This is a genomic window from Pseudomonas serbiensis (assembly GCF_030580745.1).
GTDB lineage: Bacteria > Pseudomonadota > Gammaproteobacteria > Pseudomonadales > Pseudomonadaceae > Aquipseudomonas > Aquipseudomonas serbiensis.
Map to the genome: position 1 here is coordinate 41,796 of NZ_JAUQOO010000027.1, position 20,918 is coordinate 62,713.

A 20,918-nucleotide genomic window follows, 5' to 3' on the forward strand; every position below is an offset into this window, starting at 1 on the left:
ACTCACCATGATCCGCAACATTCTGAAGATGGGCGACGAGCGCTTGTTGCGCATTGCGCCGCCTGTGCCCCGTGAGATGTTTGGCAGCAGTGAACTCAAGACGCTGATTGCCGATATGTTCGAGACCATGAAAAGTGTCGGCGGCGTTGGCCTCGCTGCGCCGCAGATCGGTGTCGATCTGCAACTGGTGATATTCGGTTTCGAGCGCAGTGAGCGCTATCCCCATGCCGAAGCGGTGCCGCAGACCATCCTGCTCAACCCGCTGATCACGCCACTGAGCCCAACTCTTGAAGCGGGCTGGGAAGGTTGTCTGTCGGTGCCGGGCCTGCGTGGCATGGTCGATCGCTACGAAAGCATTCGCTATGAAGGTTTTGACCCCGACGGCCAGCCGATCCAGCGCATCGCCCAAGGGTTTCATGCGCGAGTGGTCCAGCACGAATGCGATCACCTGATTGGTCGGTTGTACCCTTCGCGCATCACCGACTTCAGCAAGTTCGGCTTTATCGAGGTCATGTTCCCGGACATGGACCCCAACGCCGACGACTGACTCAGTGGCCTGCCCGGCACAAGGCAACCAGCGCCTTGCTGCGGCTGAAGCGCATGAACTTTTCGCCCAGTGCATGCGGCAGCCTCTGGGCTGGCTCGAAACCACTCAGCCGATAGAGCTCCAGCAAATCCGGATGACAGAACAGCCGGACCGGCCCCGCCAATGGCTCCACGGCATGCCCGATCAGGCGTCGGGCAACGGCCTGGCCACGCAGGTGCGGGTCGACAAACAACCCGGTCAGCCAATGTCCGTCGGCGACTTCGCTCAGGCAAAGAGCGCCGACGATCTGCGACTGTTTTGCCACCCACAGAGTCCCGCGGGGCACGGCGCGCATGGACGATTTATGCTCGCGGTAGAACTTGTCCAGCAAGGGGCGGCAGGCATCAGGCAGGATGCTGAACTGAATGTCGGGCATGGTCGGGCTCTGCTGTTCGAGGCGGGCCATCATACAGAGGCCCGACCCGCTGACGTGACTCATATCAACCGCGGTCTATGATTTATCCATGAGCCGAAAACCTGTTGAATTGCATACTCCCCGCTTGCTGATCCGTGAGCTGGGCAGCACCGATATCCCGGCCCTGGCGGCGATTCTTGGGGATGCTCAGGTCATGCGCTATTCGGTCCGGGGCGTGCTCAGCGAACAAGCCACCGCCGAGTTCGTTCAGGGCTGTATTCATTGCTATGACACCGATGGCTTTGGGCCGATGGCCGTGATTGAAAAGGCTTCGTCACGGCTCGCCGGATTTTGCGGGTTTAACGCCGAACGGGTGGATGGCGTCCGGGAAGTCGAGATCGGCTACCGGCTGGGCACCGCCTTCTGGGGCCAGGGCCTTGCCACCGAAGCCGTCCGGGCCATGTTGCAGCACGGCTTTGCCGTGCTGGGCATGCCTTCGGTCATTGCAATCGTGCAGCCTGAAAACACCGCTTCGGTGAATATCCTGCGCAAGACAGGGTTCAGCGGCTTTATTCATAGCCAATACCATCGCCTGGGTGTACGGATTTATCGCATGACGTGTGAGCAATGGCTGACGGGATCTTCCTGATAACGGCATGACTCGACGGGATGCGACCCCGACTCTGGAAAAGCGTGGATTAACTGTTAAGTTCAAGGTTGCAGTCAATTCATCTCGGGAGGAGGCCATGAATGACTATCAGGGTCTGCCGCCTGTTGTATTCAGGGCACGTGTATCCAGAACAAGCCTGACCCTTTTGGGATGCAGCCTGCTGCTGTCCTTGGCGCTGACTCTGGATGTTCGCGCCGATGAAGACGCGGACGATACGGCGCTGCTGTTCGTTCAGGAACGCCATCTTGGCGACAGCCTGGCCTGGCTGGGTTATCAGGTCGCGTCGCGCACTGTCACCTTTGCAAGCCTTGTCCAGTCCATTGGCAAGACCCAGGCCCAGGACCTGGTGCAGAAGGAATTGCAGCGCCTGCAACCCACCTATCAGATGCAGTGGGACCGCAATCTTGCGGCAGCCTATGCTCATTCCTTTACGGCGCAAGAATTGCAGTCTCTGAATCAGGGCAGCAGTTCCCTGTCCTTGATGAACAAGTTCAAGGTCAGGAACAACGAGGTCGGCGCACAGATGAAAGCGCGTTCGTCCGAACTGCTGAAGGCTTTCGTTGCCCAAGCGCTGGGCAATGCTCAGAAGTCACTCGCCCATTGAGGCTCTGCAGGAAATCCACCTGCGTTCGGTGATGCAGCGTTGAAAACAGGCTCACCTTCGCTCGAACACATTTCGTACAGAGCCTGCTCCTATCAAAGCAACACGAAAGCGAGGAACAACACCATGGACCTATTCATGCAAGCCGCCATTGATGAGGCGCAACAGGGATTGGCCGAGGGCGGGATTCCTATCGGTTCGGTCATCGTTCATGACGGCAAGATCATCGGGCGTGGACACAATCGCCGGGTACAAGAGGGCAGTGCAATCAAGCATGGCGAGATGGACGCCCTGGAGAACGCGGGTCGCCAGCCTGCCAGCGTTTATCGCGACTCTGTGCTCTATACCACGTTGTCGCCCTGTGCGATGTGCAGCGGTGCGATTCTGCTCTATGGCATCGGCAAGGTCATCGTGGGCGAAAACGAGACATTCATGGGCGAAGAGGAGCTTTTGCGCTCCCGTGGGGTGCAAGTCGATGTGCTGCACGACACGACTTGCCAGCACATGATGCATGGTTTCATTGCCAGCAAGCCTGAGCTGTGGAGTGAAGACATCGGGGAGTGAAAGCTTAGTGCTATCAAGCCTTCGCGGGCTCTGTGAAGGGTGTTAATCTCGACTCATTGTTCATGTGGTACGGAGTCAGTAATGCCGGTTCAGCGACGCAATAACGTAAACGTCATGGGCGATGGACCGGCCACATTGATTTTTGCTCACGGTTTTGGCTGCAATCAAAACATGTGGCGCTTCATCGCGCCGGTGTTCGCCAAACATTTCAAGGTCGTGCTGTTTGATCTGGTGGGCAGCGGGAAGTCCGAGTTGTCGGCTTACTTCCCGCACAAATATGCCTCCCTGCGCGGTTATGCCAGCGATTTGCTGGAAGTTGTCGAGGAGTTCGCCAATACCGGGCCGGTCATTCATATCGGGCATTCGGTCAGCGCCATGATCGCGGTACTGGCTGAAATCCAGGCTCCCGGCCGTTTTGCCGCCCACATCATGGTCGGCCCGTCGCCTCGCTACCTCAACGATGACGATTACGTCGGCGGTTTCAGCCAGGCGGATATCGACTCATTGCTGCATATCCTGGAAAGCAACTATCTGGGCTGGTCCAGCACTATGGCGCCAACGCTGATGGGCTCTTCTGACCGTCCCGAACTGGGCGAGGAACTGGCCGACAGTTTCTGTCGCACCAATGCCGATATCGCCAAGCAGTTTGCCCGCGTGACCTTCATGTCGGACCACCGCAGGGATGTCGCGAATTTTTCGGGTAAAACCCTGATTCTGCAATGTAGCGATGACATGATCGTGCCGGTCCAGGTGGGCGAGTACCTTAACCGTGTCATTGAGAACAGCACATTGCGCGTCATCGAAAACGTCGGCCACTATCCTCACATGAGTGCGCCCAAAGCCTGTATCGCGGCGATGAGCGAATTCCTGCAACCTTTTGGATATGCCGAACATGCGGTCTGATTCACCTGCCTTGCCTGATGCTGACGACCTGTTTGACGGAGCTGCCTGCGGTTTATTGCTGACACGGGAAAACGGCACCATCGAACGGGTCAACCAGGCCTTCTGTGTCTGGTTGGGCATGGAGCGCGAGTCGCTGCTGGGGCGGCGTTTTCAAGACTTGTTGAGCATGGCCGGCAAGATTTTCCATCAGACTCACTGGGCGCCTCTGCTACAGGCGCGTGGTTCGGTTGCCGAAGTCAAACTTGAGCTGCTTCATGCTGATGGCCGCCCGATCCCGATGATGCTCAACGGTATACGCCGTGAACATGCTGGCGGCTTCTTCCATGAACTTGCAGTGTTTGTGGCTGAAGAGCGCAACAAGTACGAACGTGAACTGCTGTCGGCGCAAAAGCTTGCCGAAGAGCTGCTGCTGCAACAGATGAGCGTCCAGACAGAGCTGACATCGGCCCGCAACCGCTTGCGCCTGGCCCATGTCGAGGCCGAAATCCGGGCGATCTTTGCCGAGCAGATGGTGAGCATTTTCAGCCATGACCTGCGCAATCCGTTATCGGCGATCAAGATGGCGTCCGGATTACTGGGGCGTAGCGCGCTGGAACCCCGGCAGGAACGCATGCTGGGCCACATCAATCATGCGACCGACCGCGCCCAGCGCATGATTGTCGATCTGCTGGATTTCACCGATGCAAGAGTCGGGCGCGGCATCTCGGTTTCTCCTCTGCCCATTGACCTGCATGCCGTGATTGCCCGCTGTGTTGAGGAAATGCGCGGGGCATTCCCTGGCCATGTCATCACTCATCGTTGCGAAGGCCAGGGCTCCTGTATTGCCGATGCAGACCGATTGGTGCAGGTCATCAGTAACCTGGTTGCCAATGCCATCAACTATGGCTCGGTGGATGGGGAAATTGTGGTGACTTCCGCGCTGGAGTCGAACCGGGTTCGATTGTCGGTGCATAACTTCGGGGAGCCGATACCGCCCGAAATGCTTGATAACCTGTTCGAGCCTGCTGTGCGCAACTCAGGTGACACGGATGAAAATCGCAGCGTTGGCCTGGGATTGTTCATTGTCCGGGAGATTGCCCGGGCACACCTGGGAGACGTGACCGTCCTTTCCACGGCCGAACATGGCACGACCTTTACCGCGAGCATTCCCCAGACAGCCTGAAATCCGCAGGTGCGAGCACGACGTCGGAGCGCTGCGTCAACACCACGCAGCCTCCCACATCGTTTTGTGTTGCCTTGCCCCAGACCATCCTTGTTACAAACTCCCTCGTTATAAACTTGCTCATCTGTCATTCAAGGTCGAACCTGACAACCCAATCGCTATCAAAGCCTTACCATTTCCCTTGAGGGCAAGTGATGAACAGTTTTGTGCGAAACCTCGCAATCGCGGCGCTCGTTGCCTTGTCAGGCATCGGCATTGCCCAGGCGCAGGATCAGCCGGGCAGAAACGGTGCTACCAGCAACCCCTATAACAGCCCGATTCATCGCGCCAATCCCAACAGCCGCCAGGGCACTCAGCCGAGCACGCCTCAGGTACGTCCGAGCATCGGGCCAGAGCCTCGTCAGCCGACCCTGGAAAACGGCGGGATCCGCAATGGCTATCCAACCCGGCAGACGCCAACCAGCCCGACCACCCCGACCAATCAGAACACCACGCCTAAACGCCCATGACTCATCTCCCGCAGAAGTCGGGATTTCTACTCAATGCATAAGGAATCGCCCATGTTAAGAAAAACCCTGATCGCGACAATGTGTGCCACCGCTTTGTTGAGCCTGCCATTGACTGCCAGTGCGGCTGACGAGGCCGTGCAGCAGTACAAGAGCGAGCTGGGCACTGTCAGTGTCAGTGAAGTGGTTGGCGGGCTGGATCATCCTTGGGCTCTGGCGTTCCTGCCTGACAAGAAAGGCATTCTGGTCACTGAGCGATCGGGCAATCTGCGTGTCGTCTCGCCGGAGGGCAAGCTGTCCAGCCCGATCTCCGGTGTTCCACAAGTCTGGGCAAGAGGGCAGGGCGGTTTGCTGGATGTTGTGCTTTCTCCTGATTTCGCCAAAGACCGTCTGGTCTACCTGACCTATTCCGAAGGCAGCGGCAAGACAGCCGCCGAAGGCGACAATGCAGGCACTGCTGCCGGACGCGGTCGCCTGTCGGCCGACCTGACCAGACTGGAAGACTTCACCGTGATTTTCCGCCAACAGCCCAAGCTGTCGGTAGGGAATCACTTCGGTTCGCGGATGGTCTTCGACCGCGAGGGCTATCTGTTCATCGCGCTGGGCGAAAACAATAACCGTCCGACTTCCCAGGACCTGGACAAGCTGCAAGGCAAGGTCGTGCGTCTCTACCCGGACGGCAATGTCCCGAAAGACAACCCCTTCGTCGGGCAGAACAATGTGCGCCCCGAAATCTGGTCTTACGGCCATCGTAACCAGCAGGGCGCGGCCCTGAACCCCTGGAGCGGAACCGTATGGACCAACGAACACGGCCCGAAGGGCGGTGACGAGGTGAATATCATCGAGCGCGCCCAGAATTATGGCTGGCCACTCGCGACCCACGGCATCAACTATTCCGGGCAACCGATTCCGGAAGCCAAGGGCAAGTTTGTTGAAGGCACGAAAGTACCGTTCCATGTGTGGGAAAAGTCACCGGGTATTAGCGGCATGGCGTTTTATAGCGACGGCCGTTTCAAAGCCTGGGATCACAACTTGTTTATTGGCGCATTGGCCACCGAAGAGTTGATCCGCTTGCAGTTTGAAGGCGACCGGATTGTTCACGAAGAACGTTTCCTGGGCGATATGAAACAACGCATCCGTGATGTCCGTCAGGGGCCGGATGGTTACTTGTATGTGCTGACCGATGACGATAAGGGGAAGTTGCTCAAAGTCGGTTTGCAATAATAAATAAAAACTCCCGCATGAAAGGTTCATGCGGGAGCGTTCTCAAACGGGGAGGCTTGAGCGAATCGCTTAGCGATCCTGAGCGTCGCGCAGCACTTCACCGGTCTTGGCGTCGACCTCGAAGTCCCACTCCACGCCCTTGGCGTCTTTCAGCTCGATCTGATACACGTAACGGCCAGCGTGTCTTTCAAGCTCGGTATCGTGAATCTGGAAGCCTGGGTGTTTGGCCAGTGCCTGTTTGTTGAACTGTTCAAAGTCCCCGACTGCGCCGGATTTCTGCAGGCGGATTACTTCGTCAGGGCCAATATCGGCTTGGGCCATACCGGCAGCAGTGGTCAGTGCAAAGGCGGTGAAAAGAGCAGGCATAAGTTTCATGGGTTATTCCTTCTGATGGGACTGCTTAATGGATGCTTTACCAGTTGATTCGTTCAACTGTTTTGTTGAAGCCAGATTAATGCGCCTTACTTAATTCATCCTTAAATGTTCAAGGTGTGCGTGTCTGGCCGAAAGTCGCCTCTTGCGTCTTGGTAGACAAAGTTTCCGACGCAGGCAGGCAGAGGTTGTAAAAAAGCGGCGGTGAACGTAAAAGGTGGCCCCCGGCCGGATGGTGCCTCGTCGCTTTCCCGGTCCCCATTCCGCTGGAGTTTCATTGATGAGTACGTCACGCCGACCTGCCGCGCGTCTGGCTTCGTGTCTGTTGCCCTTTGGCATGGCCGTCACTTCACCGTTGCTGGCCGCAGAGCCGGTGAATCTGGATGCCGTTAAAGTGTCGGGAACCGCAGACGCATCCAGCCCCGATTATCAGGCCCGTCAGGCATCGGTGGGTGGCTTTGGCGAGACAGCACTGATCGACACGCCGGCTTCGGTATCGGTATTCACTGAGGCGCTGATCAAGGACCGTCAGGCCAGGCTGCTCAGTGAAGTCCTGCGCAATGACGCTTCAGTGGGCGACGGCTATGCCCCGGTCGGCTATTACGAGAACTTCGTGGTTCGCGGTTTTTCATTGAATGCCGCCAACAGCTATCGCATCAACGGCCGCACCATTGCGGGCGAGCAGAATGTGGCGCTGGAAAACAAGCAACAGGTGGAATTACTCAAGGGCTTGTCCGGATTGCAGAGCGGTGCTGCCGCGCCGGGCGGCCTGATCAACTACGAAACCAAGCGTGCCCAGGATGTGCGCTCTGTGACGGTGTCCACCAATGAGCACGGCGGTCGCTACATCGCGACAGACGTCGGTGGCTGGTTTGGCAGCGAAAACCAGTTCGGCCTGCGCGCCAACCTTGCCCATGAAGACCTGCGTTCCTACGTCGAGCATGCCGATGGCCAGCGTGACTTCGCTTCCCTGGCCTTTGACTGGAACATCAGCGACCGGGCCTTGCTGCAACTGGACGTCGAATACCAGACCAAGGAACAGCGCTCGGTGCCGGGCTATCAATTGCTGGGCGGTACGGCGTTGCCCCACAACGCCTCGCCGCGCAGGCTGCTGGGCTATCAGAGCTGGTCGAACCCGGTGGGCATTGACTCGCTGAACATGAATGGCCGCTTCGAGTACCGTTTCAACGATGCCTGGAAAGGCAGCCTCAGCGCTTCGCGCAGCCGTGTGGTGATCGATGACTACAGCGCCTTCGCCTGGGGCTGCTATGGCTCGGCCAGTTGTGCCGCCGAAGCGGTGCCCAATCACTTCAGCGCCGAGGGCGGCTACGACATCTACGACTTCCGCAGCCCTGACGACACGCGCCGCAACGATGAAGTCGAAGCGGCCATGACCGGCACCTTCGACACCGGTTCGCTCAAGCATGAGCTGACCTTCGGCACCAGCGCGTTCCGGCGTACCGTGGACACTCGCGGCACCTTCAACGAGATGGTCGGTTCGGGCAACATCAATACGACTCCTGAATCCATCTCGCCTTCGGATCTGCCGTTGCCGCATACCGAACGCCGTCTGGACAGCCGCCAGTACGGGCTGTTCGTTACTGACCGGATCAGCTTCAACGAACAATGGCAGACCGTGCTGGGCGGGCGTCAGGTGCGTCTCGACGAACACGCCTACGCCGAAGATGGCAGCGAACAGCGTCATACCCAGCGCTCGATCTTCCTGCCGCAGGCGGCCCTGATCTACAAGCCGGTGGAAAACATTTCTCTCTACACCAGCTATAGCAAAGGCTTGTCGCTGGGTGGCACGGCGGCCTGGTTCACCACCAACGCCAGTGAAATTCTTGCGCCGACCGTGTCGCGTCAGTTGGAAGCCGGTATCAAGTACGACTGGCAGCGCATGAGCTTCACGGCTGCGCTGTTCCAGGCGCGTCAGGCCTATCAGTACTCGAAACCCAATGATGATGGCAGCTTCACCTACGTTCAGCAGGGCGAGCAGAAGAACACCGGCCTTGAACTGGGCGCCAATGGCTGGGTGACCGACCGTCTGCAACTTTCTGCCAGTGCGGCGGCGATCCGGGCGCGGGTCGAGGGCAGCGGCACGGCGGCTTATGAAGATCATCAGGCGCTCAACGTTCCCAAGTATCGCGGCAGCCTCCAGGCCGATTACAGCTTGCCGATCCGTGGCCTGGCGCTGCTGGGCGGCATGCAGTACAGCGCCAGCAAATATGCCAACCGTGAAGGCACCGTGAAGGTCAACGACTACGCTCTGTTCAATATCGGCAGCCGTTACAGCACCCGCCTGGGCGACTACGACACCGTATTTCGCCTGACCGTGGATAACCTGTTCGATAAACGCTACTGGCGCGATGCCGGGGAATACCTGGGCGACGACTACCTGTTCATGGGTGCTCCGAGAACGGCGACCCTGTCGGCTTCGGTCAATTTCTAGCACCCGGAGGCGAACAGGTAGGAGCGAATTCATTCGCGAGGCATCATTGAAGGCGATAGATTTTCTTCGGATGTACCGGCCTATCGCGAATGAATTCGCTCCTACTGGGCGTTCCACCACGCAAATCTTCGCGCCTTGCGCACGCAGGCGCTCTTTTCAGACATGTTTACGAGGGCTCCATGACAGCCATTGTTAAAACACGCCCTCAGCCATTCTCCAGGGGCGACTACAAGACCTTGAGCCTTGCAGCCCTGGGCGGCGCTCTTGAAATCTACGACTTCATCATCTTCGTATTTTTCGCCCTGACCCTCAGCCAGCTGTTCTTCCCGCCAGACATGCCCGAATGGCTGCGCCTGCTGCAAAGCTTCGGCATCTTCGTCACCGGCTATCTGGCGCGTCCGCTGGGCGGAATTCTGATGGCGCATTTTGCCGACCGTCTGGGCCGCAAACGGATGTTCAGCCTGAGCATCCTGATGATGGCCTTACCCTGCCTGCTGATCGGCATCATGCCGACCTACGCCCAGATCGGTTACTGGGCACCGTTGATCCTGCTGGCGTTACGCATCCTGCAAGGTGCCGCCGTGGGCGGTGAAGTGCCGAGTGCCTGGGTGTTTGTCGCCGAACATGCGCCTCAAGGGCATCGCGGCTATGCCCTGGGCGTTCTGCAAGCCGGGCTGACGTTCGGGTATCTGCTGGGCGCGCTGACAGCGACCTGGCTGGCCAGAGTGTTCACGCCGGCGGAAGTCCTCGATTACGCCTGGCGCATTCCGTTCCTGCTGGGCGGTGTGTTTGGTGTCGTGGGTGTCTGGTTACGTCGCTGGCTGAGTGAAACGCCGGTATTCGTCGCCATGCAGGCCCAGCGCGAAAACATGCAGGGCCTGCCGCTGGGCCAGGTGCTGCGCGAACACCGGCAGTCGCTGTTGCCTGCGGCCCTGCTCACCTGTGTGCTGACCTCGGCTGTCGTGGTGCTGGTGGTGATCACCCCGACCGTCATGCAAAAACGCTTTGGCATCAGCGCCAGCGACACCTTTGCCCTGAGTGCCGTGGGCATTGTGTTCCTCAATATCGGTTGTGTGCTGGCCGGCATGCTGGTGGATCGTATCGGTGCCTGGCGTGGCGTGATCGTCTACAGCCTGTTGCTGCCGTTGGGCATCGGCGTGCTGTACGCGAGCCTTATCCTGCAGTGGCTTACCCCGGCCATCGCCTATGCCATTGCCGGGCTGGCCTGTGGAATTGTCGGTGTCGTGCCGTCGGTCATGGTGGGGCTATTCCCGCCCGGCATTCGGGTATCGGGTATTTCCTTCACCTACAACATCGCCTACGCCCTCTGGGCCAGCACCACTCCGCTGATGCTCATTGCCCTGATGCCCTGGAGCCCATGGGTCTGTGTCGCCTATGGCGTTGTCATGGGCGGCGCAGGTTTGCTGACCGCAGCCGTCTTTGGCCTGCACAAGGGAATGTCGGTCGATGATGGTGCGGCCAGCCGGAGTTGAGCCTCGCGCCGGCAATGTTCAACCCCCTCTCAAGCGTGACGAGTACTCAGCCTGCCTGCCATGGCAGAAGGGCTGAGTGGTTGTGACATACATTGTTGTGACGTGTGTTTGAATATGTGTCAGTAACTGGATCCAATTGTAACAACTGATTGTAATTCTCATTGTGCAAGTTTATCTTTCGCCTGCCTATGCGCAGCGCTATTCATGCCGTCGAATAAAACTATCCAATCTAAAAGCTGGGTAAAAGTTTTCTATGGGGATTTTTTAATGAATTAGCTGGGAGTGTTCTGGCAGTAGTGTAGGAGTTTTCTTTGTCTATGAGAGTTTCTGGTGGTTTTCTTTATGTGGGTTTGAATTTGTTTTTGTGTACAGGGTGAGCTGTGAAAAATAGTTCTAAATAAATGTATGGGTGTGCCGATTTGTTATTGATGCCAAGGAAGGTGAGTGTAAGAAACTTCCTACAGTTTGCATGTGGACAGGCTAATCACAAGGAGAAACAACATGTGGGTGACAATCAGGGAACGGGAGGTCTTGCATCTGCTATTGCAAGGCTGCACCAACAAGGAAATAGCGCAGCAGCTCTGTATCAGTGGCTACACCGTGCGCGATCACGTTTCTTCGCTGCTCAGGAAGAGCCAGGTAAAGACTCGCACCGAGCTTATTGCTGGCTATGTTGCTCGGCTGATGACAAGAAAGAACGTGCAACCCCCTACATCTGTCGGGTTGTGCAACGAGACAGACTGCACATAATTCGCTTTGTTCCGGGTGGGGCCGGTTAGTGTGATCAAGGGACTGGCTGCATTCGGTTTGTTCGATAAAAAGTGTCCGGTGCCTTGAAGTCAGTGACCTGGCAGTTGGGGAGGCTGTCGTGGTTTTACTTGCCGGATGAAACTTGTGGGCACAGAACCGATTGCTGAACTTTGGCGCTCATTCGTTTGTGCGGCATGGCGATAAATATCGGTTTTTAAATTCAGCACAACGAAAGAGCAAACAATAAGAAGGAGTTATTTCATGGATGTCTGTTTCATTCAGAGTGAGGAGCAGCCGCATCAGTCAGTGCGGCTGGCCCTCCATGCGTCAGGTATTGCTGTCCTGATGGATTTTCAACACCTGGCGGCCCGGCAGTCCGCATTGTCCATGGCCCAACTCAGCGAGCAGCAGGCCAACTTGCTGGGGCCCAAGGGGCTGTTCGCCAGGTTTTCCCAAGAGATCCCGCAACTGGGGAGGCAGGCATCGGTTTTTGAGGACCTGTATGAGATCAAGGACCGTGACCATCAGTTGCTGGTAGAAAAGACCGTCCGCTTCATCCTTGGGCGTTACCGTCGGCGCGAGGTCACGCAGAACCCTTTTACCGGGATGTCCCGGGAGTTCCTGTGCTGTGTCGTGTATGACGAAGCGGCGCCCTATACCCAGGCTGAGCGCTATGCCGCAGGCGAAGCGTTACGCCAGCGCGATAGCGAGTATTTCGCCAAGCTTATTGCCACGACTCGTGACACGGTCGAGCGGCGCATTGTCTTTCATGGCCTGCTGGAACATTTCGACGGCTTGCTGCCGGTGGAACAGAGCATTTACCCGCTCAACTATCGAGCGGTTCAGCAAAGCCATCTCGATCACGAGGAAGCCCTGTACGGCAATCTCGACCTGACCCAGCCACTGAGCGTGATTTTCGAAACGCATACGCCTGAATGGTTGCTGGAGAACCTTTGCGTACTGGCGGGGAGTTCCCATTGATGGCTGAGCCTGGCAAGGGCAGAGGCGGGGTGATCAGTGCTGGATCGTCAGGCGCAGATATTCCTGCGAGTTGTCCTTGATGCTGACCACCCGGTTTCGGCCGCTGGCCTTGGCCATGTAGAGCGCCTTGTCCGCGGCGTGCAGCCACATGGCCGCATCCGTGATATCAGGCTGGTAAGCCGCAATCCCGATGCTCAGGCTGATATTGAGGTCAGGGAGCAGGGCGTCGGTATTTTCCTTGACCACACTGCGCAGGCGTTCAAGTATCTCGCTGGCCTGCTCGGCGGAGGTGGAGGGCAGGATGATGCAGAACTCATCGCCGCCATAACGGCCTGCCAGGTCGGTATCGCGCAGGTTTTCAGACAGTGCTTCGCTGATGTTCTTGAGCACCGTGTCACCCATGATGTGGCCATAGGTGTCATTGATGGACTTGAAATGGTCAATGTCGATCAGAGCGATGGAACACGGATGCTCCTGTTTGCGGCTCTTGATGAACTCGGCTTCGAGCAGGTCTTTCCACGAGCCGTGATTGATGAGGCCCGTCAGGCTGTCGGTGCGGCTGAGTTCACTCAGGATATTCCGGTGTTCCCATAGCCTGAGAGCGAGCTGATGGCTCATCCAGCCAATGAATATCGGATAGATCACCAGCACCGGAAGGCAGGCATAGATCTGGGCCGTGTTGTTGTCGATATTGATCACCGGGGACAGCGCCAGAAGCGCGATGATTGTCCCCAGAAACTGAGCCAGAAAACCCTGGAGCATCAATCGTGTGCCACCGGCTGCGATGTTGTGCATGGCCATCATCGCCAGCACGGTAACGCTGGGCAGCACGCTGAACCCCATCGCCCCGACCCAGAAACCACCCATCAGGGAGTCCGTGAGCAGATTGCGCCATTCGGCTTTGTAGGGGTAAGAGGAGCGTTTTGCGATCTGGTAAGCGACGTGAGGCCAGACAAAGGCATTGAGCAATACCAACGGCCATAGCCAGTGTGGGGCACTGACCTGATACAACGACACTGCCACAGTGAAGAAACCTATGCTCACGCCAAGGGTGCGTGGGGCATAGATTCTTTTGGCAAATGAAAGACCTTTGCCGTGTTGTGTGTTCATAGCGCTTACCGGACTGTTGTGCGACCCGGCCAGAAACCCCTGTACTTGACCGAAAGGCAAGAGTTTCGCCTGATGGCGGCATACATGGGAAGAGCCTTTTGCCAGTAATCCCGAAATATTGTCGCCGGCAAGCCGCCTCCCACAGTATTACCAGCGCAGCGCCAGAGACATCACAACACTTGATGCAGGCAGAGCCAGTGAATTCGCTCAGGGGCAGGCCAAACAAGCGGGCTGTTCAGCCAGATGCTGTCAGCCCTGCAACTGACGAGTCTGACGCTGCGTCCACCATGCCACGGCAATCGCAAGCAGCGCGACCCCGGCTGCGACATACCCCACCGACCCAAGCCCAAGATGCTCGATGGTTGCACCGCCGATGATCGAGCCCAGCCCGATACCGGCATTGGCCGCCGACACATTCAAGGTGCCCGCCAGTGCCTGGGCCTGCGGTGCGGCTTTCATCACGCGAATCTGGCAGATCGGGAACAGCGCGGTGTGTGCAATGCCCCATACCATCAGCACCACCGCCAGCAACGGCAACGAACCGGCCATCGGCACGCTGGCACTCATGCCCAGCGCCAACAGCAAGGCGAACACCATGGTCGAGCCCAGCGGGCTGCGGTCCACATAACGTCCACCCAGACCATTGCCGATCAAACCCACGGCACCAAAGCCCATCAACCACCATCCGACCTGAGCCGGAGCGATGCTGGCGACACGCTCAAGGGTATCGGCCAGATAGGTGTAGGCCGCGAACATCGCGGTGAACAGCAAGATAGACAACAGCAGGTTTGCCAGGAAATTCGGGTCGCGCAGGATTCTGGCCTGCTGCTTGAGGCCGACTTTCTCGCTCGGTGCCAGATGCGGCATCGACAGGGCCAACAGCAGCGCCATCAACCCGGAAAGTACCGTCAGCGCCCAGAATGTCCCGCGCCAGCCCACCGCATCGGCAAACACCGTCCCCAACGGAATACCCAGCAGCATGGCCGCCGAAATCCCCAGGTAAACCTGCGCCACGGCTTTACCGGCGTTTTTCGGGCCAGCCAGCAGGCTGGCGGTTTCACTGGCCGTCCCCCAGAACACCGGCAGCGCCAGCGCCGGGATAAAGCGCGCCAGTGCCAGCACCCAGATATTTGTCGACACGGCTGCCAACGCATTGGAGGCCGCAAAGATCAGCAGGATCGCGATAAAGGTGCGTTTGCGGTCCAGGTGCGAAAGCATGGCCGTCAGCGGCGGGCCGAAAAGCATGACCGTGAAGGCAAACAGCGTGACCAGCAAACCCGCCACAGAGATCGAAACCCCAAGGTCCCGCGCCAGAGCAGGCAACAGGCCGATAATCAAAAACTCGGTGGTGACGATCACAAAACCTGCGAGCGCCAGAATGGCAATGGACAAACCCGTGCCCGTGGAACGCGCATCGCTGCTTGCGACGCTAGAGCTAGATTCTGAATACGACATGACACACAGCCTGAAACGAAAGAATGTGTCAGTTTATTGCGGAAAAGAGTTCTTATCTTTGGAGAATTTTCAGAGCACTATGGAAATAATTTCCATAATTGGAGGCATAGCGTGTTCTCTCCTGATCGTCTCAAGGGCATCACCACTTTTGTTGCTGTGGCCAACGCAGGCAGCTTTACTGCCGCTGCCGAGCGTTTGAACCTGACCAACTCTGCCGTCAGCAAAAGCGTGGCGCGATTAGAAGGCCGCCTGGGCATGCGCCTGTTTGAGCGCACCACCCGCAGCTTGTCCCTGACCGAAGAGGGCGTGACCTACCATGGCGTCTGCATCCGCATCCTGGCGGAACTGGAGGACGCGGAAACCGCATTGGTGGCGCAACGCTCCGAACCAGCGGGGCAATTACGCATCGACCTGCCAGCCACGTTCGGGCGACTGAACGTGCTGCCCTTGATCCTCAAGTTTGCCGAGCAGCATCCCAAACTGCGCCCTCGGGTCACTTTTACGGATCGCTTCGTCGATTTGCTGGAAGAGGGCATCGATCTGACCGTGCGCATTGGCGGGCCACAAGTCTGGCCGGTGGGCGTTGGGCATCGCTACCTGGGAACCGAGCGGGTGATCTTCTGTGCGTCCCCGGCCTATCTGAAACGCCACGGCATACCGCTCACCGCCGAAGAACTGAGCGGGCATGACTGCATTGTGTTTGGCAGAGGCGATGGCAGCACCAGCCCATGGCTGTTTATCGATGCTCAGGGCCAACCCGAAACCCGCGCCATCGAAGGCCGGATCGTCGTCGGCAACGGCGAGGCACTGGTAGCCGCCGTCACCTCAGCCTGCGGCATCGCCCAACTGGCAACCTGGCTGATCGAGGAACAACTGCAACGCGGCGAACTGGTGGAAATCCTCCCGCACCTCAGCACCGACGGCCTGGCCCTGCACCTCGCCTGGCCCCGCAGCCGCGAAGCATTGCCCAAGGTGCAGGCGTTGATCGAGCTGCTTGCCCAATCACTCCGGGTGTAGGGAATAGCTGCAAGCTTTTGACTTACCGCTTAAAGCTTGCAGCTTAAAACTCCTATTGCCCAATAACCGTTTTCACCATCTGCTCATGTTCCACCGCGTTCTTGGCATTGGAAATCACATTCAAGATCGCCGACCGACTTCCCGACGCCGCCACCACGGTCGTGCTCAACACTTTCGCGCCGCTCATGGTCGCCGAGGTATCGATCTGACGAATCCCCAGGCCGTTCTTCTTGACGATCTTCTTCTCGCCCAACTCCTTGAAGTCCTTGTAACCGGAGCGTTGCTGAGCCAGCGTCCCGGCGACCAGACCATCCAGCACCAGGCTGTCGTTATCGCTGGCCTGCATATCCATCGGGATCGGCGTTTCAGTGACAATCAACACCCGCTTCTGGGCCTGATGGGTGTAAAGCGCGCCACTTACGCCCTGAGCAATGGCCTTCGCATCGATTTCAGGCATCTCGCCCCGCACGTAGCCGGCCGGCAGCGTGAACGCCAGTTTGCCGTCGAGTAAAGACGCTTTCTGAGTGGCAGCAGCCTGTTTCTCGGCGGCGGGTTTCGTGGCTGCCTGAGCACTCACGATGCCTTGGCAACTGGCCAATGCAACGCACACCATCACGGCTTTAAGACTGAACGATCGCATTGGACTTCCCCATACATCAGTGGCTGAAAAGTTTAAAAAGTTGTTTAAAAACATACACAAAGTTAAAGATGTCGTTTGTTCATACTGTCCTGAACATACCCCGCATACCCCGACACTTTGGATAATCCGTACAGCCCCAGAAATGTCCACCGGCATTACGCCCGGTACGTGCCACTTTCATGATCATGGTCTTTTTACAGTGCGGGCAATTGGGCGCGGCAGGTTCTATGACCGGTTTGGGAGGTGCCGTTTTTTTAACAGCTTTGCGTACTGCAATAACCGGAGCAGATGGTGTTTTTTCGTCCGGCTCAACGGGCTGCGGCGCATGGGGTTCCGGAGTTGTGGGGGATTCCTCCACGGGCTGGCGCTTGCGTCTGGCCAGCAACGAAATCAGTGCAGCGCTCAGCCGCTTGGGCAGTTTACTGACCCGATAAACAAGAGTTTCAAGGCTGGAAGAAGGTTTACGTGACATGGCGTTGCCTGTGGGGTGCGGGGCGAGTCGCTTGAAATGGGCGCTCATGGTGCAGAGGTCAAGAAGATGAAGCAAAGGATTTATGGCCTTTCAAGCCCGCACATCGCCCGCGCGCAACGCCGCGTGCCAGTGCTGCCCAATACTCGCGAAGCACTTGCTTAAACAAACAAAAGTAGGGCAAGTAGTGACTCTCTTGTGCGCAAAAGCTTCTACCTCTTCACGCTTGAACGGCCGTAAACATAAATGGCGCTTCAAACGTTTGAAAATGCAGCACCACAATAATTAAAGGCCCTACCAACAGGGTCGATAAATATGCCAATGCGATTCCGGTTGTCACTTTGAAAGACTGTGCTAAACCTTCAAGGTACCCGGTATTTGAAGATTTTATCAGGGAGAGGTCTTCTAGATGCGTGTAAACATGCCTGTCACCCAGAACGAGAGAACCTTTCCCGCTTCTGAACGTTTGATTTCCACCACCGACCTCAATAGCCACATCACGTACTGCAACGATGCCTTCGTAGCGCTCAGCGGTTTCACACGTGAAGAGCTGATCGGCCAGCCACACAACCTGGTCCGCCATCCAGACATGCCACCTTCGGTCTTCGCCCACATGTGGGAAACCATCAAACAGGGCAAACCCTGGATGGGCGTGGTCAAGAACCGTTCCAAGCAAGGCGACTACTACTGGGTGAGCGCCTACGTGACCGCCGTATACGAAAACGGCCGCATTGTCGGTTATGAATCGGTACGCTCGGTCCCGACCCGCGATCAGGTACGCCGTGCCGAAGCGCTCTATGCGCGGTTGCGTGCAGGCAAGTCTGCGGTTTCCAAGCTTGGCAGCGCGCAATATCACCTGCTGCGCCAGTTGCCGATGGTTCTTTGCGCCCTTGCCCTGATGGTGGGCGTGTACCTGCTGGACGACAATGCATCCTTCGTCATGATCCTGGTGGTATTGGTCGCCCTGGGTGGCTACCTGGAAGCCCGCCATCGAAGCAGCATCCAGAAAACCCTCGACGACCACCCCAAGGCGTTTACCAGCCCACTGGTTGCCCTGACCTACAGCGACAACCGCGGGCCTCAGGCGCAACTCGACCTGGCTTTGCTCAGCGAAGAAGCGCGCCTGCAAACCGCCTTGACCCGCTTGGTGGATACCGGCGAAAGCGTCAGAAAGCACGCCGGGCAATCGGCGCAACTGTCGCATCAACAAGCCCGTTCGCTCGATCAGCAGCGCAGTGAAACCGACCAGTCCGCCACCGCGATCAACCAGATGGCGGCGACCATTCAGGAAGTCACTCACAACGTCCAAAGCACCGCCCATGCCGCCGAAGAAGCCGACAAACTGGCACAGCAAGGCCGCAACCTTGCCGATGACAGCCTGCTGGCGATTCGTCACATGGCCAACTCAGTGACCGAGATCGGCACCGCCGTCGGAGAACTGGCCAGCGCCACCCAATCCATCGGCAGCGTCGTCGACGTGATTACCGCCATTGCCCAGCAAACCAACCTGCTGGCCCTCAACGCCGCCATCGAAGCCGCTCGTGCGGGTGAACAAGGTCGTGGTTTTGCCGTGGTAGCCGATGAAGTCCGCTCGCTGGCCTCACGCACCCAGTCCTCGACTGAACAGATCCAGCAGATCATCACCTCATTGCGCGACGGTGCCGACCGAGCCGTGCAGACTGCCAGCAAAGGCGAACAGATCTCCCAGGAAAGCGTTGCCAGCGTCGAAGCCGTGCAAAAGGCCCTCGACGGCATCAGCCAGGCCGTCACCCGGATTACCGGCATGAGCCAGCAAATGGCCTCCGCCTCGGAAGAACAGACCCACGTAGCAGAAAACATCAGCCAGCAAATCACCCGCATCGCCCAACTCTGCGACCAAAGCGCCGGTCAGGCGCAGCAAGGCTCACAGATCAGCAAAGAGCTGGAAGAAATGGCTGAGTACCTGCACAGCCTTGCGGAGCGGTTTAATCGATAAATGTCTTCGCGAATAAATTCGCTCCTACCGGGTTATGGGGATTTTTAAATCTCCGCATACCTCCGTAGGAGCGAATTCATTCGCGAAAAAGACCAATCACATCAAAAATACTCTCTTGTCACTGAGCGGTTAATCTACTTTTTCCGATCCTTCCATATATCAAAGTGTATATCTTCCTTTTTTCGGAAATAGTGGTTTTCAACGCTCACGGTGTTTAAAACCTGTTTTTCGTGCGAACCACGGTTTTCTTTCCCAAGGCACGGCAGAGGATGAGGCGTAAGCAAAAATCAGTGCGAATGAAATCCAGCCAAGTGTTGAGCTGTCTTGAGTGCCATAGAAAGGAAGTTTTTCTTTTTCTATGAAGCGCATGTGAAGATAAATAAAAAATATGTTGTATGTCATGACGGCCCAGAATTTTACCGTTGAGAAATTCTTTCCAGAGAATGCAGATCGTGCCCAAAGTGAAGGCAGGTAAAAGGCAATGCTCATGAGTGTGAATGTTAAGTAAATTATGGCGTTGCCCATATGGAGAAGGTGGAATAGATAGGTGGTTCATGCAGTTTAGGTAGTTATTTTCTTACGATTCTGATCCGATGTACGAATGGTGTTATGTGGGTAAAAGCGTGTGCAAAGAGCATGACAAAAGAAAGCCAGCCAAAGATTGAGTTATCTTGCTTTCCTACAAAGGGAAGTGTGCTGAGCTTGATGAAAGACATGTGTATAAAAATAATAACAGTGTTGTAGACGGCTAAGATCCAGCTTTTGATGGGGGAGTAGTCGTTTCCGGAAAAGAAAAGACTTGCCCACAATGAAATCAAATAGGCTATAAGGGTGAGTAGCGTGAATGATGTGAATATAATGGCTTCATTCATTGTTCTTCCTCCATTTGTAGGGCGTTATTTTATTATGTTGGGATTCGTTTTTCTCTCTTTTGGTGAAGGCAATGAAAAGCCATGAGCAAAAATAAGAAAATAAGACAGCCAACCTAGGATTGAGTTGTCTACTGCTCCGAAGACGGGAAGGATACTCAGTTTTATAAACTGTACATGAATGTTTCCTAATGCGACATTGTAGGCTAAGACGGGCCAGATTATAAAGAGTGAAAACCTTTTTCCAGAGAAATAGCGACTATACAAAAGTGAAGGTATGTAAAAAAGTAAGGAGAGGAATATAAATGCCGCATAGATAGAAGTGTCAGTCATTTTGGCATCTCCACTGGTCAATAATACTGTCGAATGTGATGCCGTCTGAAATTAAATCAACAGCGACAACTTTAGTGGGAGTTATCTTATAGGCTCTAATATAATCTGTATGAATGTACTTAAAAAGTCGCCATGAATCAGGTTTTAGTACTAGTCTTCCCGCGCCATAGACAGAAAGCAATATGTCAACTGCTCCGTAAACTACATTCCCTACACAGTCATCATATCCGCTGATTCTGGCAAGTTTCTGATATCCCTTGCGCAAGGGGCCTTCTGTGTCAGAACGTCCCGTTATGAGGTTGCGTGTTGGCGCTGATTGAAAACTGACCCACCCTGCCGATTGAAAATTGACCCAGGACGGATTGCTGATTTCTGTCCCAGCAATTGTGGATAAGCTTAGCAGCAGTGTTCCGATTAAAGACGCATCAAGC

The 20,918-nt window shown here is 56.5% G+C and carries 23 protein-coding genes and 1 pseudogene; 15 read left to right on the top strand and 9 right to left on the bottom strand.

Going from position 1 to position 20,918, the window contains the following annotated elements; all coding sequences use genetic code 11:
• The first annotated feature begins 7 nt into the window (after positions 1 to 7).
• Positions 8 to 547, top strand: coding sequence for a peptide deformylase (gene def / locus Q6A51_RS24595; protein WP_201000033.1), 540 nt, complete (start codon positions 8 to 10; stop codon positions 545 to 547).
• 1 nt (position 548) lies between these two features.
• On the opposite strand, the gene Q6A51_RS24600 is transcribed toward def, so the two are convergent.
• Positions 549 to 962, bottom strand: coding sequence for a GNAT family N-acetyltransferase (locus tag Q6A51_RS24600; RefSeq protein ID WP_304575944.1), 414 nt, complete (start codon positions 960 to 962; stop codon positions 549 to 551).
• A gap of 88 nt (positions 963 to 1,050) precedes the next feature.
• Here Q6A51_RS24600 and Q6A51_RS24605 point away from each other — a divergent pair, with 88 nt between their 5' ends.
• The 7 genes from Q6A51_RS24605 to Q6A51_RS24635 all read left to right on the top strand — a co-directional run bounded on the left by Q6A51_RS24605 (position 1,051) and on the right by Q6A51_RS24635 (position 6,571).
• Entirely contained in the window at positions 1,051 to 1,590 is a 540-nt protein-coding gene (locus Q6A51_RS24605; protein ID WP_201017300.1) for a GNAT family N-acetyltransferase, read from the top strand.
• A 97-nt stretch (positions 1,591 to 1,687) separates the two neighbouring features.
• A complete protein-coding gene (locus tag Q6A51_RS24610) occupies positions 1,688 to 2,215 on the top strand; it encodes a hypothetical protein (RefSeq protein ID WP_304575945.1) in 528 nt (175 codons plus the stop codon).
• Between the two features lie 123 nt (positions 2,216 to 2,338).
• Positions 2,339 to 2,776: a nucleoside deaminase gene (locus Q6A51_RS24615; RefSeq protein ID WP_025261408.1), complete on the top strand. Its 438-nt coding sequence runs from the start codon at positions 2,339 to 2,341 to the stop codon at positions 2,774 to 2,776.
• A gap of 81 nt (positions 2,777 to 2,857) precedes the next feature.
• Positions 2,858 to 3,679, top strand: a complete 822-nt coding sequence (locus Q6A51_RS24620) for an alpha/beta fold hydrolase (RefSeq protein ID WP_304575946.1) — start codon at positions 2,858 to 2,860, stop codon at positions 3,677 to 3,679.
• On the top strand, positions 3,669 to 4,841 hold the full coding sequence (locus tag Q6A51_RS24625; protein WP_304575947.1) for a PAS domain-containing sensor histidine kinase: 1,173 nt from the start codon (positions 3,669 to 3,671) through the stop codon (positions 4,839 to 4,841). The genes Q6A51_RS24620 and Q6A51_RS24625 overlap by 11 nt, the downstream gene beginning before the upstream one ends.
• A gap of 194 nt (positions 4,842 to 5,035) precedes the next feature.
• Positions 5,036 to 5,350: a hypothetical protein gene (locus Q6A51_RS24630; protein ID WP_304575948.1), complete on the top strand. Its 315-nt coding sequence runs from the start codon at positions 5,036 to 5,038 to the stop codon at positions 5,348 to 5,350.
• A gap of 51 nt (positions 5,351 to 5,401) precedes the next feature.
• The gene (locus tag Q6A51_RS24635) at positions 5,402 to 6,571 is read left to right on the top strand and encodes a PQQ-dependent sugar dehydrogenase (RefSeq protein WP_201000027.1); all 1,170 of its coding nucleotides are present in this window, start codon (positions 5,402 to 5,404) and stop codon (positions 6,569 to 6,571) included.
• Positions 6,572 to 6,640: 69 nt separating this feature from the next.
• Here Q6A51_RS24635 and Q6A51_RS24640 read toward each other — a convergent pair whose 3' ends face one another.
• Entirely contained in the window at positions 6,641 to 6,946 is a 306-nt protein-coding gene (locus Q6A51_RS24640) for a PepSY domain-containing protein (RefSeq protein ID WP_025261403.1), read from the bottom strand.
• Positions 6,947 to 7,223: 277 nt separating this feature from the next.
• Between Q6A51_RS24640 and Q6A51_RS24645 the strand changes: the two genes are divergently transcribed.
• The 4 genes from Q6A51_RS24645 to Q6A51_RS24660 all read left to right on the top strand — a co-directional run bounded on the left by Q6A51_RS24645 (position 7,224) and on the right by Q6A51_RS24660 (position 12,619).
• The gene (locus Q6A51_RS24645; protein ID WP_304575949.1) at positions 7,224 to 9,395 is read left to right on the top strand and encodes a TonB-dependent siderophore receptor; all 2,172 of its coding nucleotides are present in this window, start codon (positions 7,224 to 7,226) and stop codon (positions 9,393 to 9,395) included.
• A gap of 179 nt (positions 9,396 to 9,574) precedes the next feature.
• Positions 9,575 to 10,888, top strand: coding sequence for an MFS transporter (locus Q6A51_RS24650; protein ID WP_304575950.1), 1,314 nt, complete (start codon positions 9,575 to 9,577; stop codon positions 10,886 to 10,888).
• A gap of 501 nt (positions 10,889 to 11,389) precedes the next feature.
• A complete protein-coding gene (locus tag Q6A51_RS24655; protein ID WP_201000024.1) occupies positions 11,390 to 11,638 on the top strand; it encodes a helix-turn-helix domain-containing protein in 249 nt (82 codons plus the stop codon).
• A 261-nt stretch (positions 11,639 to 11,899) separates the two neighbouring features.
• On the top strand, positions 11,900 to 12,619 hold the full coding sequence (locus Q6A51_RS24660) for a hypothetical protein (protein WP_304575951.1): 720 nt from the start codon (positions 11,900 to 11,902) through the stop codon (positions 12,617 to 12,619).
• A 33-nt stretch (positions 12,620 to 12,652) separates the two neighbouring features.
• Here the strand turns inward: Q6A51_RS24660 and Q6A51_RS24665 are convergent, their stop codons facing one another.
• Entirely contained in the window at positions 12,653 to 13,729 is a 1,077-nt protein-coding gene (locus tag Q6A51_RS24665) for a diguanylate cyclase (protein WP_304575952.1), read from the bottom strand.
• A 249-nt stretch (positions 13,730 to 13,978) separates the two neighbouring features.
• A complete protein-coding gene (locus Q6A51_RS24670) occupies positions 13,979 to 15,184 on the bottom strand; it encodes an MFS transporter (RefSeq protein WP_304575953.1) in 1,206 nt (401 codons plus the stop codon).
• A gap of 111 nt (positions 15,185 to 15,295) precedes the next feature.
• On the opposite strand from Q6A51_RS24670, the gene Q6A51_RS24675 reads away from it, so the two are divergent.
• Positions 15,296 to 16,201, top strand: coding sequence for a LysR family transcriptional regulator (locus Q6A51_RS24675; RefSeq protein WP_304575954.1), 906 nt, complete (start codon positions 15,296 to 15,298; stop codon positions 16,199 to 16,201).
• Between the two features lie 52 nt (positions 16,202 to 16,253).
• On the opposite strand, the gene Q6A51_RS24680 is transcribed toward Q6A51_RS24675, so the two are convergent.
• Positions 16,254 to 16,841, bottom strand: a complete 588-nt coding sequence (locus Q6A51_RS24680) for a DcrB/PsbP domain-containing protein (protein WP_201017288.1) — start codon at positions 16,839 to 16,841, stop codon at positions 16,254 to 16,256.
• A 79-nt stretch (positions 16,842 to 16,920) separates the two neighbouring features.
• Positions 16,921 to 17,313, bottom strand: coding sequence for a topoisomerase DNA-binding C4 zinc finger domain-containing protein (locus tag Q6A51_RS24685; protein ID WP_201017287.1), 393 nt, complete (start codon positions 17,311 to 17,313; stop codon positions 16,921 to 16,923).
• 418 nt (positions 17,314 to 17,731) lie between these two features.
• Here Q6A51_RS24685 and Q6A51_RS27680 point away from each other — a divergent pair.
• Positions 17,732 to 18,001, top strand: a pseudogene (locus Q6A51_RS27680) (PAS domain-containing protein); the annotation flags it as partial.
• Between the two features lie 249 nt (positions 18,002 to 18,250).
• Positions 18,251 to 19,285 carry a methyl-accepting chemotaxis protein gene (locus Q6A51_RS24690; protein ID WP_371856563.1) on the top strand — a complete coding sequence of 345 codons (1,035 nt, stop codon included), beginning with the start codon at positions 18,251 to 18,253 and terminating at the stop codon, positions 19,283 to 19,285.
• Positions 19,286 to 19,483: 198 nt separating this feature from the next.
• On the opposite strand, the gene Q6A51_RS24695 is transcribed toward Q6A51_RS24690, so the two are convergent.
• The 3 genes from Q6A51_RS24695 to Q6A51_RS24705 all read right to left on the bottom strand — a co-directional run.
• Positions 19,484 to 19,774: a hypothetical protein gene (locus Q6A51_RS24695; protein WP_201000016.1), complete on the bottom strand. Its 291-nt coding sequence runs from the start codon at positions 19,772 to 19,774 to the stop codon at positions 19,484 to 19,486.
• 80 nt (positions 19,775 to 19,854) lie between these two features.
• Positions 19,855 to 20,157, bottom strand: a complete 303-nt coding sequence (locus Q6A51_RS24700; RefSeq protein WP_201000015.1) for a hypothetical protein — start codon at positions 20,155 to 20,157, stop codon at positions 19,855 to 19,857.
• A 322-nt stretch (positions 20,158 to 20,479) separates the two neighbouring features.
• Positions 20,480 to 20,918 (bottom strand): DUF4225 domain-containing protein (locus tag Q6A51_RS24705; protein ID WP_304575955.1); only part of this gene is annotated, 439 nt, incomplete at its 5' end.

What these genes read in the sequence shown, in the direction of transcription:
- def (WP_201000033.1), top strand. Translation starts at nt 8, where the DNA reads ATGATCCGCAACATTCTGAAGATGGGCGACGAGCGCTTGTTGCGCATT.
- Q6A51_RS24600 (WP_304575944.1), bottom strand. Translation starts at nt 962, where the DNA reads ATGCCCGACATTCAGTTCAGCATCCTGCCTGATGCCTGCCGCCCCTTG.
- Q6A51_RS24605 (WP_201017300.1), top strand. Translation starts at nt 1,051, where the DNA reads ATGAGCCGAAAACCTGTTGAATTGCATACTCCCCGCTTGCTGATCCGT.
- Q6A51_RS24610 (WP_304575945.1), top strand. Translation starts at nt 1,688, where the DNA reads ATGAATGACTATCAGGGTCTGCCGCCTGTTGTATTCAGGGCACGTGTA.
- Q6A51_RS24615 (WP_025261408.1), top strand. Translation starts at nt 2,339, where the DNA reads ATGGACCTATTCATGCAAGCCGCCATTGATGAGGCGCAACAGGGATTG.
- Q6A51_RS24620 (WP_304575946.1), top strand. Translation starts at nt 2,858, where the DNA reads ATGCCGGTTCAGCGACGCAATAACGTAAACGTCATGGGCGATGGACCG.
- Q6A51_RS24625 (WP_304575947.1), top strand. Translation starts at nt 3,669, where the DNA reads ATGCGGTCTGATTCACCTGCCTTGCCTGATGCTGACGACCTGTTTGAC.
- Q6A51_RS24630 (WP_304575948.1), top strand. Translation starts at nt 5,036, where the DNA reads ATGAACAGTTTTGTGCGAAACCTCGCAATCGCGGCGCTCGTTGCCTTG.
- Q6A51_RS24635 (WP_201000027.1), top strand. Translation starts at nt 5,402, where the DNA reads ATGTTAAGAAAAACCCTGATCGCGACAATGTGTGCCACCGCTTTGTTG.
- Q6A51_RS24640 (WP_025261403.1), bottom strand. Translation starts at nt 6,946, where the DNA reads ATGAAACTTATGCCTGCTCTTTTCACCGCCTTTGCACTGACCACTGCT.
- Q6A51_RS24645 (WP_304575949.1), top strand. Translation starts at nt 7,224, where the DNA reads ATGAGTACGTCACGCCGACCTGCCGCGCGTCTGGCTTCGTGTCTGTTG.
- Q6A51_RS24650 (WP_304575950.1), top strand. Translation starts at nt 9,575, where the DNA reads ATGACAGCCATTGTTAAAACACGCCCTCAGCCATTCTCCAGGGGCGAC.
- Q6A51_RS24655 (WP_201000024.1), top strand. Translation starts at nt 11,390, where the DNA reads ATGTGGGTGACAATCAGGGAACGGGAGGTCTTGCATCTGCTATTGCAA.
- Q6A51_RS24660 (WP_304575951.1), top strand. Translation starts at nt 11,900, where the DNA reads ATGGATGTCTGTTTCATTCAGAGTGAGGAGCAGCCGCATCAGTCAGTG.
- Q6A51_RS24665 (WP_304575952.1), bottom strand. Translation starts at nt 13,729, where the DNA reads ATGAACACACAACACGGCAAAGGTCTTTCATTTGCCAAAAGAATCTAT.
- Q6A51_RS24670 (WP_304575953.1), bottom strand. Translation starts at nt 15,184, where the DNA reads ATGTCGTATTCAGAATCTAGCTCTAGCGTCGCAAGCAGCGATGCGCGT.
- Q6A51_RS24680 (WP_201017288.1), bottom strand. Translation starts at nt 16,841, where the DNA reads ATGCGATCGTTCAGTCTTAAAGCCGTGATGGTGTGCGTTGCATTGGCC.
- Q6A51_RS24685 (WP_201017287.1), bottom strand. Translation starts at nt 17,313, where the DNA reads ATGTCACGTAAACCTTCTTCCAGCCTTGAAACTCTTGTTTATCGGGTC.
- Q6A51_RS24690 (WP_371856563.1), top strand. Translation starts at nt 18,251, where the DNA reads ATGATCCTGGTGGTATTGGTCGCCCTGGGTGGCTACCTGGAAGCCCGC.
- Q6A51_RS24695 (WP_201000016.1), bottom strand. Translation starts at nt 19,774, where the DNA reads ATGAGCATTGCCTTTTACCTGCCTTCACTTTGGGCACGATCTGCATTC.
- Q6A51_RS24700 (WP_201000015.1), bottom strand. Translation starts at nt 20,157, where the DNA reads ATGAATGAAGCCATTATATTCACATCATTCACGCTACTCACCCTTATA.